Origin of the sequence: Roseovarius mucosus (assembly GCF_002080415.1) — a bacterium.
GTDB lineage: Bacteria > Pseudomonadota > Alphaproteobacteria > Rhodobacterales > Rhodobacteraceae > Roseovarius > Roseovarius mucosus_A.
The window spans coordinates 2,948,988-2,963,340 of the sequence record NZ_CP020474.1; the positions used below are offsets into that span (position 1 = coordinate 2,948,988).

The following is a 14,353-nucleotide window of genomic DNA, read 5'->3' on the forward strand; positions in this document are numbered from 1 at the left end:
AAATGGCGGGCTAAATGCACGATTTCTATTCCGACACACAATCCCGGCCAACGCGTGCCATGCGGGAAGCCGCTCTTGATATCCCGCTGGGCGACGAACGGCACGATGCAGATCCATCAACGTTGGAGCTATGCGCGCGGGTCGCTGACATGCTTGGTATGGAAGCGGCAGTTTTTCTGCCTTCGGGTACGATGTGCAACGAGATCGCGATCGCGGTGCATACCAGCCCCGGTGACGAGGTGATTTGCACCCGTGAAAGCCATATCATCTTTGCTGAAAGTGGGGGGCCAGCCGCGCTTTCGGGCGTCATGATGCATCCGGTCGATGGCAAGCGCGGAATGTTGACGCGAGAACAGCTGAGCGACGCCATCCGCCCACGCTCCGCCCATGCCCCACGCAGCCGCCTTTTGGTTGCCGAGCAGACCGCAAACCTTGCGGGCGGTGCGATTTGGCCGCTGGACCAGTTGAATACCGTGGCCTCGGCCGCGAAAGCGGCGGGGCTTGCGACACATCTCGATGGGGCACGGCTTTTGAATGCTCAGGTCGCAACCGGCATTCCCGCACGCGATTTTGCGCGCGGATTTGACAGCGCGTGGATCGCCTTCACCAAAGGGCTCGGTTGTCCGGTCGGGGCAGTGCTCGCAGGCTCAAGGGGCTTTGTGGAAGAGGCGTGGCTCCTGAAACGGCGTTGGGGCGGTGCCATGCGCCAGACTGGTGTCTTGACCGCCATGTGTCTTTATGCGCTTGATCACCATGTCGAACGCTTGGCAGAGGATCATTTGCTCGCGCAATCCATTGCCGCGCGCCTTGCGGATCTTCCGATAATTGCCAGCGTGATGCCGGTCGAGACGAACATCGTGATCGCTGATCTTGACCCACAGGCGCCGGATGCCCGTGAAACATCGCGGCTATTGCGGGAAAAGAACGTGACAGTGACCGTTGTCGGGAATAGACGCATACGTATGGTCACGCATCTCGATGTTGGGCCCATGGACGCGGACGCTCTGATATCGGCATTGGGCGCGATTTCGCGGGGCAGTTGAGTAAACTGACAGTTTCCGTGCCATGAGGGCGTCAACAGGTATCGTCGAGTGGCCGCGTTCGAAGAATGCCGCGCATGCATCGTGTCCGACCCAGCCCGTGCACCTCGCGCGGGCTTTGTCGTTTCTGATGACGCCAAAGCCATAACACCCGCAAGCCCGCTAAGACGTCTGAGCTACTCCCCATCGGTTGGACAGTATCTGGCGTAAATTAAGCTACTCTTTGCACCTGCTGATCGGGTTGGGTTTTGTCTTTTCTCAGCCAATAGAGCACGGCGGGTGGTCTTCCGCCAAGGGCCGAGTGTGGGCGTTGGTGGTTGTAGAAGGTCATCCATTTGCGGATGCCCGCCTTCGCTTCTGATCCGGTCTCCCAGGCGTGAAGGTAAACGCACTCGTATTTCAGGGTTCACCATAGCCTAACGCCAGACCACGTTGCACAACCCGTTCACAGGGGCAAAACTCAAGGTCGGAGTCTCGCTGACGCTGGATAAAAGTTGGGGGCATCGTCACAGGGGAAAGCCACGGGCGGAAGTATTTGATCCAGCCTAAGCTCGACGCAAGCACAGGATCACTCAGGAAGAAAACAACCCCAAACGCCCCGGCCCTCTAGAAATGACCTGTGCCGCTCTCGCTCAGGTGCCGCCTAGATCTATCTCTAATGCGTCAGGTTCCAGGATCGGAGCCGTCACATGGACAAGCACTCCGCCATCAGTCTCTACAACTCGTAAAATGCCGCCGATCCCCTGCACACGTTTTTGCATTCCGATCATACCCACGCTGTAATGCGGGAATTTTCGTATTTCGGGCGCTTCATTCGCTACCTGACAGGCGCTTGGCGTGACGAGGTTGAAAACTTTGATATCGAACTGACGACTGCTGATAGACAGTGTCACCTTGCTGGCCGAACTGGTCCCATGTTTCCAGGCGTTGTTCAACGCCTCGTAGACAACGCGGTAAGCGACCACCAGTTGTGGCAACGGAAGATGACAATCGGTTGGAGATATTTCCAACTCGATCGTCATGTCCCAATCCTGTTTGACAGCTTCGACAGCCTTGCACACGGCTTCGCACAACGATGCATCCTCAAGTTCGGGCAAAATCAGACCGATGGAGATATTGCGCAATTCTTGCAGCGCTTTCTGAAAGAGGTGCTGGGCTTTTTCTTGAAGAGGGTTGTCCAGCCTCTCTATATCCGCCTGCCCACGATAAAGAGCGGCAATGGACAGAAGCTGAATTGGCCCATCATGCAATTCTGCGCCGATATGGTTGAGGAGATGCTCATTGGCCTCAGAGGACCGGCGGCGAATATCTTCGGATTGCTTTAGCAATTCGCGGTTTCTCTGTGCGAGATTTTCAGTGGCACGCATACTGGCCAGCAGCTGATTTTCTTGGCGCTGGATATGCTTTTGAGCATAGAAAACCAAAGCGGCCAGAAGCAGCATGCCTAAAAACAACACGCCAAACCGCATCTGATCGATTTTCTTGAGTGTCGCCTGAATACGCGACGCCAATAAGTCAGAGCTACAATAGGCCTCGAGAACGGCGATCAGCTTGCCATCCAGAGACAGCAGCGGCATGTATACCTCATAAACAAGGTCGCCACTGACGTTATTCGTGATGTTTTCGTGAAGTTCGGTATCATTGGAGACAATAACGGTTTCGCCTTCCAGAACGCGCTGAACCGTGGGATCGAGCGTGTCGGCTGCGACATATTCTTGGTCCGAGTCGAACAGGAGCCGACCGTCTACACCCCAAAGCTTGATCTTGTTGATATAGCGCGGATTGAGATGCCGGGTGACGACATTCCGAAGCATCGTCTCCACCTCGTTCTCAAGATCACCGACAAGGGGCTGTTGGCCAAGCACCGGCAAGACAAGGCTTCTTGCCATTGCCTGTTCGACTTCGAGAGAGCTTTCAATGAGGCTTGTGGCTGCGATCTGTTTTATAGCCTTGTTCGAGATCGCCGAGATAAAGAGCACTGTAACCGCTACAAGGATCATGAACTGGGTCAGCAGGGAAAGACCGCTCCAAATATGGCGAAGGAATTGCCAAATTTTTGCAGGAAAGCCCTGGCTAGAAAGAATGTCTGTTGTGTTTACCATGGTCCGGAAACTCATTACTCGTTTCTCCTTATCCCGAAGCCTATGGTAATCAACGAATTCCGTCACCAAGTTTCGTGCCGTGTCGTGAGGAGCAAAGAGCCTCCTCTTGGTGTCATTCTTCGGTCATTGCGCGGCGGAAACTGTCACGGATCGGTTGAAGGAAGAAGTCGGCCGGTGTTCGTGAGGCGGTTTTGACATAGACCTCGACGGGCATCCCCGGCACGAGCGCCGTTCCTTCGGGCAAGGCGTCATTCTTGACGGGCAGGGCCTGAGCGAGAAAGTATTCCGCCCGGCTGTTTGGGTCTAACTGGCTGGCGGCGCCCACATGCGTGACAATGCCGAGAATCTCTGGCGTGGTCCGCTGATTAAAAGACAAGAATTTCAATCGTGCTTCTTGGCCGATGGTGATCTGGTCAATATCGGTTGGGCTGATCTGGAACTCGATCACCAAGTCGGCACCTTCCGGGACCAGTTTTACCACGGTTTCCCCGGGCGCAATGATCTGACCCACGGTGTTGACGGGCACCTCGTTCACGATTCCGGCCTCTGGCGCGCGGATCACACTACGAAACAAGCGCGTTTCCAGCGCGGTTATTTCCTGCCGCAGCTCCATGAGGCGTGGCTCGATCTCGCGCAGGCTGCGATGTGCTTCGAGCGCGGCCGTGCTTTGGATGCGGTCGATTTCCAGCGTGATCTCTTCAACTTGCGCGCTATTCTGCGCAATCAAAGAGGCGATCTCACTCTGTTCGCCCGCTAACCGGAGGGTTTCACTTTCGATCTGCATTAACTGGCTTGGCGCAAAAGAGCCGCGCTCGACCAGAGTGCGGGTACGCTCCAGCTCGACTTGTGCGAGAGAAAGCTGGCTACCAATTGAGGCTTGGCGCGACACCAGACCAGCCGTCTCGTGCTGCAGTCGTTCACGGCGAAGTCCGAGCGCCGCCCGCGTGGTCGCGCGTTCTTGTTGCGATTGCCGCAACAGCAGTGCCTCGCTGGCGAACAGCTCTTGGGTCATGGCGTCTTGCGGTTCTGAACCGCTATCAATCATGATAAGACCATCGCGTTCAGCGGCAAATCGTGCGGCCTGCGCTGACATATCCGCAAGCTGAGCACGTCGTACGGCGATGGCAGTTTCCAATTCAACCGTATCAAGGCGCATCATGATGTCGCCCGCAGCAACGCGGTCCCCCGGCTTTACCAGGATTTCCGCAAGCATCCCACCTTCCAAGTGCTGTGCCAGCCGAAGCTCCCGATCCACCTTGATTGCGCCGCGTCCGATCACGGCCGAATTGAGTTGGGCGTAGACGGCCCAACCGCCAAAACCTCCGATAAGCGCGAGACCAAGAACGCCGGCCATCAGAAGTTGACGCACGACCCCGAATTCGTCTTGGGGGCTGCGACCTGTATCGTGTTCAAATGTCGATGCGAATGTCATGAGCGCAGGCTCCATTGCTGAAATTAGAGGAACAGGTCCGGGCCGCTGTCGGCCTGAGCGCTGGTGGTGGATTGGTTTGGATCAAAGTCATCCGAGCGGTAGCTCGCGTCCAGCGTGGCATCCTGTGCCAGTCCAGTGCGAACCAGAAAGGCCTCACGCGACGCGTCGTCGTTCAGGACGTTTATGAGCCGATTAAGAGGCGCGCCAATGTCTTGCGGAAGCTGCCCTAGATTGCTGCGAAACTCATCCAAGGTCAGGTCGCGCATAAGATCCCCGATGGCCAAGTCCGTGACACGGTCTACGGTGATATCGGGCCGGTCTTGCAGGGCAATGCCCAAATCCTGAAATAGCGTTGCAAGATCATAAGACTGCGCTGTGGCGGGTGGAGTTGGATCGTTCGTTGTGTTTGGCGGTGGCGCTGAGGTGTCCTGGTCTGTACCTCTCGGTGCCAGTGGTCCGGTATCAGTTGGCAAACCGGGCCCCGAAAAAGCATCACGTCCGCCGAATGGCGCCTGAGCATTTGGCACAAGGCCAGACATGTCGACAGTGAACGGATCAGCTTCAATGCTTCCGCCGCCTTGACGATCCAGCGATGCGCCACGACCAGTTTGCCCAGAGGCCCCGAATGTGGCCAGCGTGGGCAGATCGCCAGTCGCATCCGACAAAGTATCTGCCGGGTCATTGCCATCGGCGCGCGTCGCGGTCGCAGTTTGTGCGGCTATGTCCGGCGCGCTCTCGGAACCGGGCGGCACACCTGTATCCTCCAAAGCGGTGGCATCTTCGGCAGGCGAGGCTGAGAAAAGGGTCTTGAGATAAACGGCAAAGCCAATGAAAAGAATTGCAAGGCCGCGCACGCCAAACCCTTCAGTCTGATCTTTATCCTCAAAGCTGGCCCGTGATGGCGCAGCCTCGGCATTCGAGGATGCATGGTGTGTTGTTCTGATGGCATGTGTCATGCGGGCACCGCTCCGGTCTTGCTGGCCTTGTGCTTGGCCAGATCGACCGCCGCTTGCGCTCGCACGTCACCAACGAGATCGGTGGGCGGTACGACCCGACCCGAATTGTTGCCCAACACCTCTTCCTTGGTGCCAAAGGCCACCAATTTCCCGTTTTGCACGACGGCCAGCATGTCAACAGCGGTCAATACATTCGGCCTGTGGGCTACGACAATAACGATCCCATTGCGGTCACGGATAGCCTTGATCGTATCGTTCAATGCCTTCTCGCCAGCAGCGTCCAGTGAGGCGTTTGGCTCGTCTAGAATGACCACAAACGGATTGCCATAAAGCGCCCGCGCCAGACCGATCCGTTGCCGCTGTCCTGCCGATAGCGCGGTGCCGTGGCTGCCCACTTGCGTGTCATAGCCATCGGGCATGTCCACGATCATGCGATGCACACCACTGGTGGTAGCGGCTTCGTAGACAGCGGTCGTGTTTCTGTCTTCACTGAAGCGGTTGATGTTTTCAAGAATACTGCCGTCGAACAGGCTTACCTCTTGCGGCAGATAGCCGATCAAATCGCCCCGCTTATGGGGTGCAATTTGCGATAGGCTAACCCCGTCAAAGCGGACGTTGCCACGCAATGGCTGCCAAACACCGGATAAGGCGCGCAGCAACGTAGATTTTCCACCCCCGCTGGGCCCAACGATGGCGAGAGCCTGCCCCGCCTTCAACTCAAGGCTGACATCGGCCAAAAGGATGCGCCCGGTCGCGGGCGAAGCGACCGTCAAGCCTTCGATCGTCACGTTGTCAGTGGCGCGGGGAAAATCCATCAACTGCTTCTCTTCTTCGCCCAATGCAGAAAGCGTGTCACGCAGTTGAACATACGCGTGCCGCGCACCTGCGATGCCACGCCAGTTGCCGATGACTTGGTCAATCGGTGCCAAGGCGCGGGCAGAGGCAACAGAGACTGCGATTATTGCGCCAGCAGACAACTGTCCTTGAATTGTGAAATAGGCCCCCAGCCCAAGCAGAGCAGATTGCAATATCATCCGCAGAACCCGCGAAAAGGCAGAAATGGTCGATAAAATCTCGGAGTTGCGGGCCTGAATGGCCAGATGGTCATCATTCAGCCGGTTGAACCGCCCAACGGCACGCTCGACAATCCCCATTGCAATCATGGCATCCGCGTTGCGGGCATTAGATTCTGCCGCCGTGTTTCGCGCGATCATGGACCTCTGCGCCGCCTGTGCCAGATTGCGCGAACGCAGCTCGGCAATCACGGTCAAAAGGGTCAGAACCACAGCGCCACCCAAAGCGACAGAACCCAGAACCGGATGCAGAAGAAAGACAAAGATCAGGAAGATAGGCATCCAAGGCAGGTCGAACATCGCCGCGGGTGCCGGGCTGGCCAGAAAGTTGCGCAGGGTATCCACCTGTCGACCGCGTTCAAGCGCCTCAGTCGTCGAAAACCCGTAGCGTGGCATTTCAATGGCCAACTTGTGGGTCAGCGGCGCAAGGCGACGATCCATCCGCGCGCCCAACCTGACCATGATCTTGGATCGCAAGGCATCGAAAGCCCCATGAAAGAAGAACAGACCGATTGCCAGTACCGACAAGAACGCAAGGGTCTCTATCGAACCACTGGTCAGGGCGCGGTCGTAGACTTGCATCATGTAAACAGAACCGGTTAGGGCCAGAATGTTGATCACTCCAGAGATCATGAATATCCAAAGGCCGTAGGCCTTCAGGTCGCGCCCGATCATGTGCTTGGCCTTGAGCGTCTTGCGGATGTCGGATTGGGAACGTGGTTGTGCCATGGTCTGTCCTGCTCTGTGCGGAGAGAATGGGAAGGAGCCGACCCCCGTCGGTAGAACAGGGGTCGGCGAGCCGGATCAGAGATTGAAATCGTCTGCCGAAAGACTTTGAGAGTTGCGGACTTTGAGCGTGAAGTCGGCGCTGCCGTCATCATCGAGGTGACCCGCGATGTTTGTGACACCGTCTGACAGTTCAGTCAGCACAAGACTTCCTGCGCCAATCGGATCCCCCTCGTTCATCAGCGTGAAGGATTGGTTGCCCAGTTGCCCTGTGACCGCGTCAATCCGAGACAGATCAATCCGATCGCCGGGAGCAAAGTCATGAATGAAGTCGCCATCCGCCGCCGATGCCGTGTCGAAGCGGAAGGTATCATTGCCCGCGCCGCCAGCCAGATTGTTTTCGGACTCGCCTGCGATAATGGTGTCGTTCCCGCTGCCACCGATCACATCCTCTATCGAGGAAATGCGATCAAAGGTGTTTCCGATACGGATAGAACCCAACGAGCTCAGGCTGTCCAGGGTAATCTCGGCCCTGGCGCTCAGGCCGGTGAGGTCGATGATATCCTGCCCCAAGCCCCCGAAAACAAAGTCTGTCGCGCCATCATGGTTGATCAGGAACGTATCGTTCCCATCGCCGCCGAAAAGCACATCAGACCCATTCCCGCCTTCGATGATATCATCCCCGCTTCCCGCGTCGACGACATCGTTTCCGTCACCGGCAAGGATCAGTTCGGCACCATCGGTCCCGGTGAGATCATCCGCTTCCGCCGTGCCGGAGACAAAGCTTGCTACGGATTCTGGTTGGGTGGGGTCTGTCGCTTCGTCATCCACCGTGTCGTGATTGTTTTCATCGTGATGGCTGTCGTGATCGTCGTCGTCGTCATCGTCATCATCGCCGTGCTCAACCTCACTTGCCGTCACGACCTGAGGAAGCGAGTCCGGTTCTCCGCTGAAGGTAATTGTCGATCCTTCCGCCGTTAGCGTCACAAGGCCTGTCAACTCGTCGAAACTTGCCGCATAGCTGGCCGGATCGACCCCGGCGGGTGCCTCAATGACGTCTTGCGCCCGCAGCGTGCCGACAACCATGTCATTGCCGCCCGCCGTGCGGAACAGGATGCGATGCGCCGAGTCCAGCCCCGTGATGTCGACAACGTCGTCGCCCGCGCCACCGTTTATCGTGATCGTGTTAAAAGAGAGGTTGGTCGGGCTGAAGTCACCAATGATGAGCACCTGATCATTGTCGCTGAAGAAACCACCGCCATTGGTGTTGATAACGATCTCTTCGATTTCTTGCAGTTCGGCAATGACGTTCCCATTAGCTGTCCCGTTGCGGGTGATGACGATCTCGGTTCCCGCCTCAAGGGGGCGAGCCCCGCCCAAGGCAACCCAAGCCGCTGCGGAATAGACACGATAGGTTTCCGCAAGATCCGTGCCGTTGACGACAAAAGTGTCGCCAATCAAGCTTTCCGTGCCGCCGTTTACCACATCGCGACCGTCGGCTCCCAAACCGAGAAATCCGTTGCCAGATGCATTCCACACGATCACATCATCGCCAGCCCCTGCATTGACCGTGTCGTTTCCGCCACCCGCATCGATCAGATCGCCGCCCGAACCGCCGTTCAAGGTATTTGCACCACCCGTGCCGTTGATCACGTCACCCACTACATCCGATGCCGCAGACACAACGATCGACACATTGCCGTTCAGGTCTGTCACCGTTGCAGCCACGCGCAGGATAGGTTGCGCCGCCGTCGCTGCCGCAGGTGGGGTGTAGCCAACCCCAGTAGCGCCAGGAATATCGGTCCATGTCGCCCCACCATCCAACGATGATTGCCATTGCACCGCGATACTCGCAATGCCGTCGGGGTCGGCTATGGCGGAAAGATCAACCGTGATCCCCTGAGTTTCGGTCGGGCTCTGATCCGACAGGACCGGCGCACCGGTCACAGGCGCATCGTTCAGCGCCGCCAGTTCAATGGCGATATCGCCATCAGCAAAGCGCAATACTTCGATATTGGTCAGCCGGTCGCTGCCTTCTTGTTCCAGCCGCCGTCCCGTCAGCGGATCAAGGCTCAGGTCGATTCCGGTAACGGGATCAATCAGTTCCGCGCTTGCCTGCAGATGTGTGACCGTATAGCTGCCGTCGCCGTTGTCAGTGACCTCGTAATTTTCGCGCAGGTCCCAATAGACCGCCGTGTCAATATCATCGGCTTGCCCACCATCAATGATCTCGCGGATGATAAACAACTGACCCGGTGTAAGCGTGCGGCTGAACATCAGCGACTCGACCGTCGCCCCCCCGAAAAGCAGGCTACCATCCAGACCAAACACCTGCGCCGTCATGCCCGCCGCCGTGGCGAACTCTGCGCCATTTTCGTCGCGCAAACCGATACGGACATTTAGATACCGATCGCCGTCCAGGATATCGTTGCCCGCCATGCCACGTATCAAGTCGGATCCACCGCCGCCCAGCAGAATGTCCTCGCCTGCCGCAGTGTTCAGAACCCCAACTTCAACTTCCTCGGTCGTTCCGTCGGGATGCCGGATCTCAAAGCGCTCAAGATGCGCCACCAATTCACGAAGCCCGTTGATCAGATCAACGTTCCGCTCCAACAGCGCGTTCGAGAAGCTGGCAATCGGTGCATCTGCATCTACTTGGGTCGCGTTGCCATTGGCGTCATAGGCCCCAACCACGACTTCGCGCCCCGTCAATGTGTCATCATAATTCCAACCCGAGAGACCCTCGACAAGGTCGTAACGGTCGCGAAGTATGTTGTTCTGCTGATTGACGAAAATCCCGACATTCATATCCGCATCGGCGGCATAGTTGTTGCCTTGGTAGCTGACCCAGTCAAATCCGGCCATGCCATTGTTGCGGTTGATGCCAATACCTTGCACCATGATGTCATCACCAGACTCTGCGTCGAAATCGGTGTCGTTTTCCCCCGAAAGCATAACGTCATGGCCAATCACTCGGCTGTTGAAGAAAAGCTCTGAGTTGTCGCCCGTCAGTGTGGTCATGAAACCTTGGGCTTCCATCCAGTCGTTGCCTTCATTGCCATAGACAACGCCGCCACCACCAGAGGCCGCACGGATGAAGTCGTTGCCCTCGCCGCCGAAGATGTCCTTGGCCTCGGAACCACCCGACAAGAAGTCGGACCCCGACCCGCCGAAGATCAGGTCAATGCCCATGCCGCCATTGATCACGTCATCGCCGCCTTCGCCCTTAAGGACGTCAGCATCACCGATATCAGTCCCACTATCGGTGATGATGTCATTGCCAGCGCCGCCATGAACATGATCCACGCCGAACCCACCTTCGATCCGGTCGTCACCATCGCCGCCCCAAATGCCATCGTCCCCTGCGCCGCCGACGATCGTATCATTCTCGTCAGTGCCGCCCAGAACCACATGCTCGCCCCCATGGAACTGGATAAAGTCGATATCGCCATCCCCGTCTGTATCGCGGCGGGTGACAAGAGATTGCGTGCCGGTGATGGCGGATAGAACATCTGCCTCCCGCGTCGGGTCAGCGTTCTCCAGCCCCTCGTTATACTGGCGGGACTGATCCATCTCGATGACGTAATCCGCTGTCTGAAAGGCTGCGCCGTTCACATGGAAACCCAAATCAGCAGTATTGGTGTTGCGCGCGATAAGGTCGGCGAAACTGTCACTTTCGAGCTGTGTCAGCAGGTTCATACCCTGCGTCCGGCTGAGATAGTAGAAACGATCACCCGCTTGCAGGTTCTCGATCTGCATCTCGAACACAAAGGAGAAGGTAGAGCCAAGCATCCCGCCGAATGGCATCAGGGCCTCGGCCAGACCGCCAATCCAGAAATCCACGCGGTTCAGGCCCGATTCCAGATCCGCCCAATCGCCGGTGCTGTTGAGATAATCCAGACGGTCTTCGGGTGCGCCATCCCCGCCAAACACGATTTCCCATGCGGCTTCGCGCTTTTCTTCTGTTGTTACAGCGGCCAAGACACTGGCATGGGTTCCGTAGGCGGCGATGAAATTCACGACCGATAGCGGGTTCTTTATATTGGCCGCGAAATCGGACCAACTTTCATAGGGACGCAAGAAAGTGTCATTGGTCGCCTCGAAGAACTGCCGCCGGGCCTCGTTCAGTGAGGGAATTCCGGTTTCGCGTGCCCGTGCGATGTTCAATGCTGCCAAATCCAGCGGCAGGCCGACAAGATTGTTGCGCAGCGCCGAAGTCATGAATTCGTCGATCTCATTGCCTGCCTGCGTGCTAATCCCGCGCAGAATTGCCCCAGCTGCGGCATGGGCATCAACCCCGGCTTCCGCAAACGCAATCGGGTTGAGGAACGCCTCAATCAGGCCCACCTCTTCGGGCGTTGCAACGCCTTCGGGGGACAACTGCATCAGCGGCACAGTTTCGTTCAGCATTGAATGGCCGAAGCGGTAGACGACTTGCGCGAATTCCTCAAATATCGCCCCGTCCACTTCGACTGAATTCGAAAAGACGAAAGGATCGATCTGTGGCGTCACGCTGCGCACGAATTCTTCGAAGACCAGATGCTGATAAACCATCTCTGTTGAAAAGCGTGCCGCCTGAAACAGACGCTCGCCATCCCAGACCAATGATGCCGGATCAAAGCCCGCTTCGACAGGCACCAGCAGCCACTGGTTTAGAAATGCGATGTCGATCTCGCCTGTGGCCCCCTGAGAGAGCAGCGTCTCCTGAATCTCTTCTATCTGACGGTTATGCTCTCCGTGAAAAACCGTGTGGATCGAGGTTAGCGCGATATTCTCGTTCCCGCGTCCATCGCCGACGATGTAATGCGCATCCAGCAACTCGTTGTCATAAGTGGCGTTTTGGCCAAACTCATTCGGGATGATGGGATTTCCGGCAATATCATCGGCATCCGGGGTCTTTTGCGCGGTCTCACCGGTGAAACGGTCCACGACAAAGGTTCCCGGCACTGCGTTATGCGCGATGTCATCCAAAAATGCGCGTCCTGCGGACAGACCGGACATGCCATCAATGGGACTGGCAAGATTGCCTTCGACTGGCCCATCCGCTGTCATCAGCTGGGGCAAGCCGTTTGCGCCACGCTCAAACTCGCCATACAGGTCGGTAACCAAAAGCGGCACGCTCACGGCATTCAGATCGCTCAGTTCGATCCCCAATAGGTCGCGCGCCTGCGATTTGACATCGGCCCATGTGGGCGGCCCGCCTGCCTCGCTCTCAAGCATCCGCCCGGTAGCTTGGGGGCGCCCGTCCACCATGGCGTATTCGCGCAAGAATACCTGATGCGATGGGTTTGACGTATAAAGCTGGTTCAGGTCGATCCAAGGTGTCGTCTGGTTGGCATGGTCACGGACATCATCCGCCGTACCGATCAGACCATCAGCGCCCGGGTCATTGGTGGCGCGGGTCAGCACCATGAAATTGGTGGGGCTGCCCTCGACATATAGCGGATCATCTGGGTGCAACTGGATGATGACATTTCCGTTGCCGCCTTTGCTGGTCAGGTCCAGACCGTGATCGAAGAACTGGCCAAAAATCGTCATAAAGCTATTGAAGGACGCAGTATCTCCAAGATCGGCGGCAATGTTGCGGATAAAGACGTTATCGCCGTCCATCTCGATCCCGTGGCTGGCAACCATATCCAGAACGGCCTGATCGGCGGCATCGGCGGCGGCGACAGCAGCAGCGGTCGCATCTGTGCCCGTGGGGATCGCGTCGCGCGCTGCAATGGCTTCGTCAAGTTCAGCCTGCGCCGCAGCGTCGACTGTTTCAGCTTCGGTCACTGCTGCTTGGGCTGCGTCAACATCGGCTTGGGCCGTTGCCAGCGCGTCATCGGCTCCGTCGAGCGTTGCTTGAAGCCCTGAAAGATTGGACAATTCCACGATCAGGGTCTGGTTTGCTGCGGTAAAGGCTGCGCTGGCGGCTGTGGCGGCAGTGACTGCATCCTCATGCGTGTCCTCGGCCTGAAGGAACGCGATGTTTGCATCCGATGCAACTTCTCGCGCATCGAGATAGGCCTGAAGATTTTCGGGGCTTGGATCAGCACCATAGGCCGCCAACGCGGCCGCCTCGGCCTGTTGCGCCAAGGCGCGCTGCACCGTGGCGATATTGAGGGCCGTCAATGCGGTGGCTTCTGCTTCATCTGCGGCCAGGCTATCGGCCATTGCCGCATCAGAGGCTGCCCGCGCAGTATCGACAACAGCCTGTTGCGCGGTGATCGCTGCTTGCGCGTCTGCCTGAGCAGCCAGTGCCACTGTCAGCAGGCCCTCAGCCGTGTTGAGAGCCTCTTGCGCCGCTGCCAATGCTGATCCCGCGAGTGCCAATTCTGACTCTGCGCCGTCCACCTGTTGTTGGGCCGCATCATAAAGCGCTTGATAGGCCGCCTCGGCATCCTCAACCGCTGCGCGTGCATCTCGTGCCGCTTGTTGTGCGGCCATGATCTCCCGCACGATGTTCAACTGGGCCGCACCGGTGATCCCCAAAGACGCAAGCGCCCCGGCTATCGCGGCTGGGTTGTTCAGCGATTGATCTGCCACAAGGTTCGAAATGACGCGCGGCTGAGAGTCGTAGACCGTGCCATTCGCCTGATCATAGCTGGTTGGGGCCCCGTTGCGCGGGTTCGCTTCGGCTGCATTATAGACCGGGGTCAACAGACGGGTCATGACCTCATCGGATGCACCGAAACGTTCCATGCCCGGCTGGAAATTATTGAAACTCCCATCAACAGTACGCAGGCCATAGGGGATGAGCGGGCTGGATACCAATTGTGACAATGCAGTCCCTGGATCGACACCTTCAGCAATAAGACGGGAATGATCTTCTGCGATACGGATCTGCTCGAGAATATGGGCAAGATCGTTTGTATTTAGATGGACCATGGATAAATCTCCTGATTGAGGCCCTTCGGCCACGACGGTTGGCGCTAAAGCGATTTCCGAAAACGGCGACTTTTCGCCACTTTTTGAACACGAATTTGTGTGTTGATTGTTGTGGAGCGCACGAAGCGTTACGAATCCGTAAGTCGGGCGT

Annotated in this window: 6 protein-coding genes and 1 pseudogene; 1 reads left to right on the forward strand and 6 read right to left on the reverse strand. The window is 57.4% G+C overall.

Annotation, left to right across the window (positions count from 1 at the left end; genetic code table 11):
- Positions 1-14 precede the first annotated feature (14 nt).
- Positions 15-1,043 (forward strand): threonine aldolase family protein, encoded by a 1,029-nt coding sequence (locus ROSMUCSMR3_RS14105; protein WP_087148879.1) that lies wholly within the window; start codon positions 15-17, stop codon positions 1,041-1,043.
- Between the two features lie 208 nt (positions 1,044-1,251).
- On the opposite strand, the pseudogene ROSMUCSMR3_RS14110 reads toward ROSMUCSMR3_RS14105, so the two are convergent.
- From ROSMUCSMR3_RS14110 to ROSMUCSMR3_RS14135, 6 genes and pseudogenes are all read right to left on the reverse strand, one after another.
- Positions 1,252-1,446: pseudogene (locus ROSMUCSMR3_RS14110) on the reverse strand (integrase core domain-containing protein); the annotation flags it as partial.
- 226 nt (positions 1,447-1,672) lie between these two features.
- Positions 1,673-3,157, reverse strand: a complete 1,485-nt coding sequence (locus tag ROSMUCSMR3_RS14115; protein ID WP_081507708.1) for a sensor histidine kinase — start codon at positions 3,155-3,157, stop codon at positions 1,673-1,675.
- 97 nt (positions 3,158-3,254) lie between these two features.
- Positions 3,255-4,421, reverse strand: a complete 1,167-nt coding sequence (locus ROSMUCSMR3_RS14120; RefSeq protein WP_237183454.1) for an HlyD family type I secretion periplasmic adaptor subunit — start codon at positions 4,419-4,421, stop codon at positions 3,255-3,257.
- Between the two features lie 176 nt (positions 4,422-4,597).
- On the reverse strand, positions 4,598-5,530 hold the full coding sequence (locus ROSMUCSMR3_RS14125) for a hypothetical protein (RefSeq protein WP_081507710.1): 933 nt from the start codon (positions 5,528-5,530) through the stop codon (positions 4,598-4,600).
- On the reverse strand, positions 5,527-7,332 hold the full coding sequence (locus ROSMUCSMR3_RS14130) for a type I secretion system permease/ATPase (RefSeq protein WP_081507711.1): 1,806 nt from the start codon (positions 7,330-7,332) through the stop codon (positions 5,527-5,529). Before ROSMUCSMR3_RS14130 ends, ROSMUCSMR3_RS14125 begins: the two co-directional genes overlap by 4 nt.
- A 75-nt stretch (positions 7,333-7,407) precedes the next feature.
- Positions 7,408-14,202 carry a peroxidase family protein gene (locus ROSMUCSMR3_RS14135; RefSeq protein ID WP_081507712.1) on the reverse strand — a complete coding sequence of 2,265 codons (6,795 nt, stop codon included), beginning with the start codon at positions 14,200-14,202 and terminating at the stop codon, positions 7,408-7,410.
- Positions 14,203-14,353 lie beyond the last annotated feature (151 nt).

Bases quoted from the DNA above. Each gene is read 5' to 3' on its own strand.
- ROSMUCSMR3_RS14135 (WP_081507712.1), bottom strand. From the start codon at position 14,202: ATGGTCCATCTAAATACAAACGATCTTGCCCATATTCTCGAGCAGATC.
- ROSMUCSMR3_RS14115 (WP_081507708.1), bottom strand. From the start codon at position 3,157: ATGAGTTTCCGGACCATGGTAAACACAACAGACATTCTTTCTAGCCAG.
- ROSMUCSMR3_RS14105 (WP_087148879.1), top strand. From the start codon at position 15: ATGCACGATTTCTATTCCGACACACAATCCCGGCCAACGCGTGCCATG.
- ROSMUCSMR3_RS14130 (WP_081507711.1), bottom strand. From the start codon at position 7,332: ATGGCACAACCACGTTCCCAATCCGACATCCGCAAGACGCTCAAGGCC.
- ROSMUCSMR3_RS14125 (WP_081507710.1), bottom strand. From the start codon at position 5,530: ATGACACATGCCATCAGAACAACACACCATGCATCCTCGAATGCCGAG.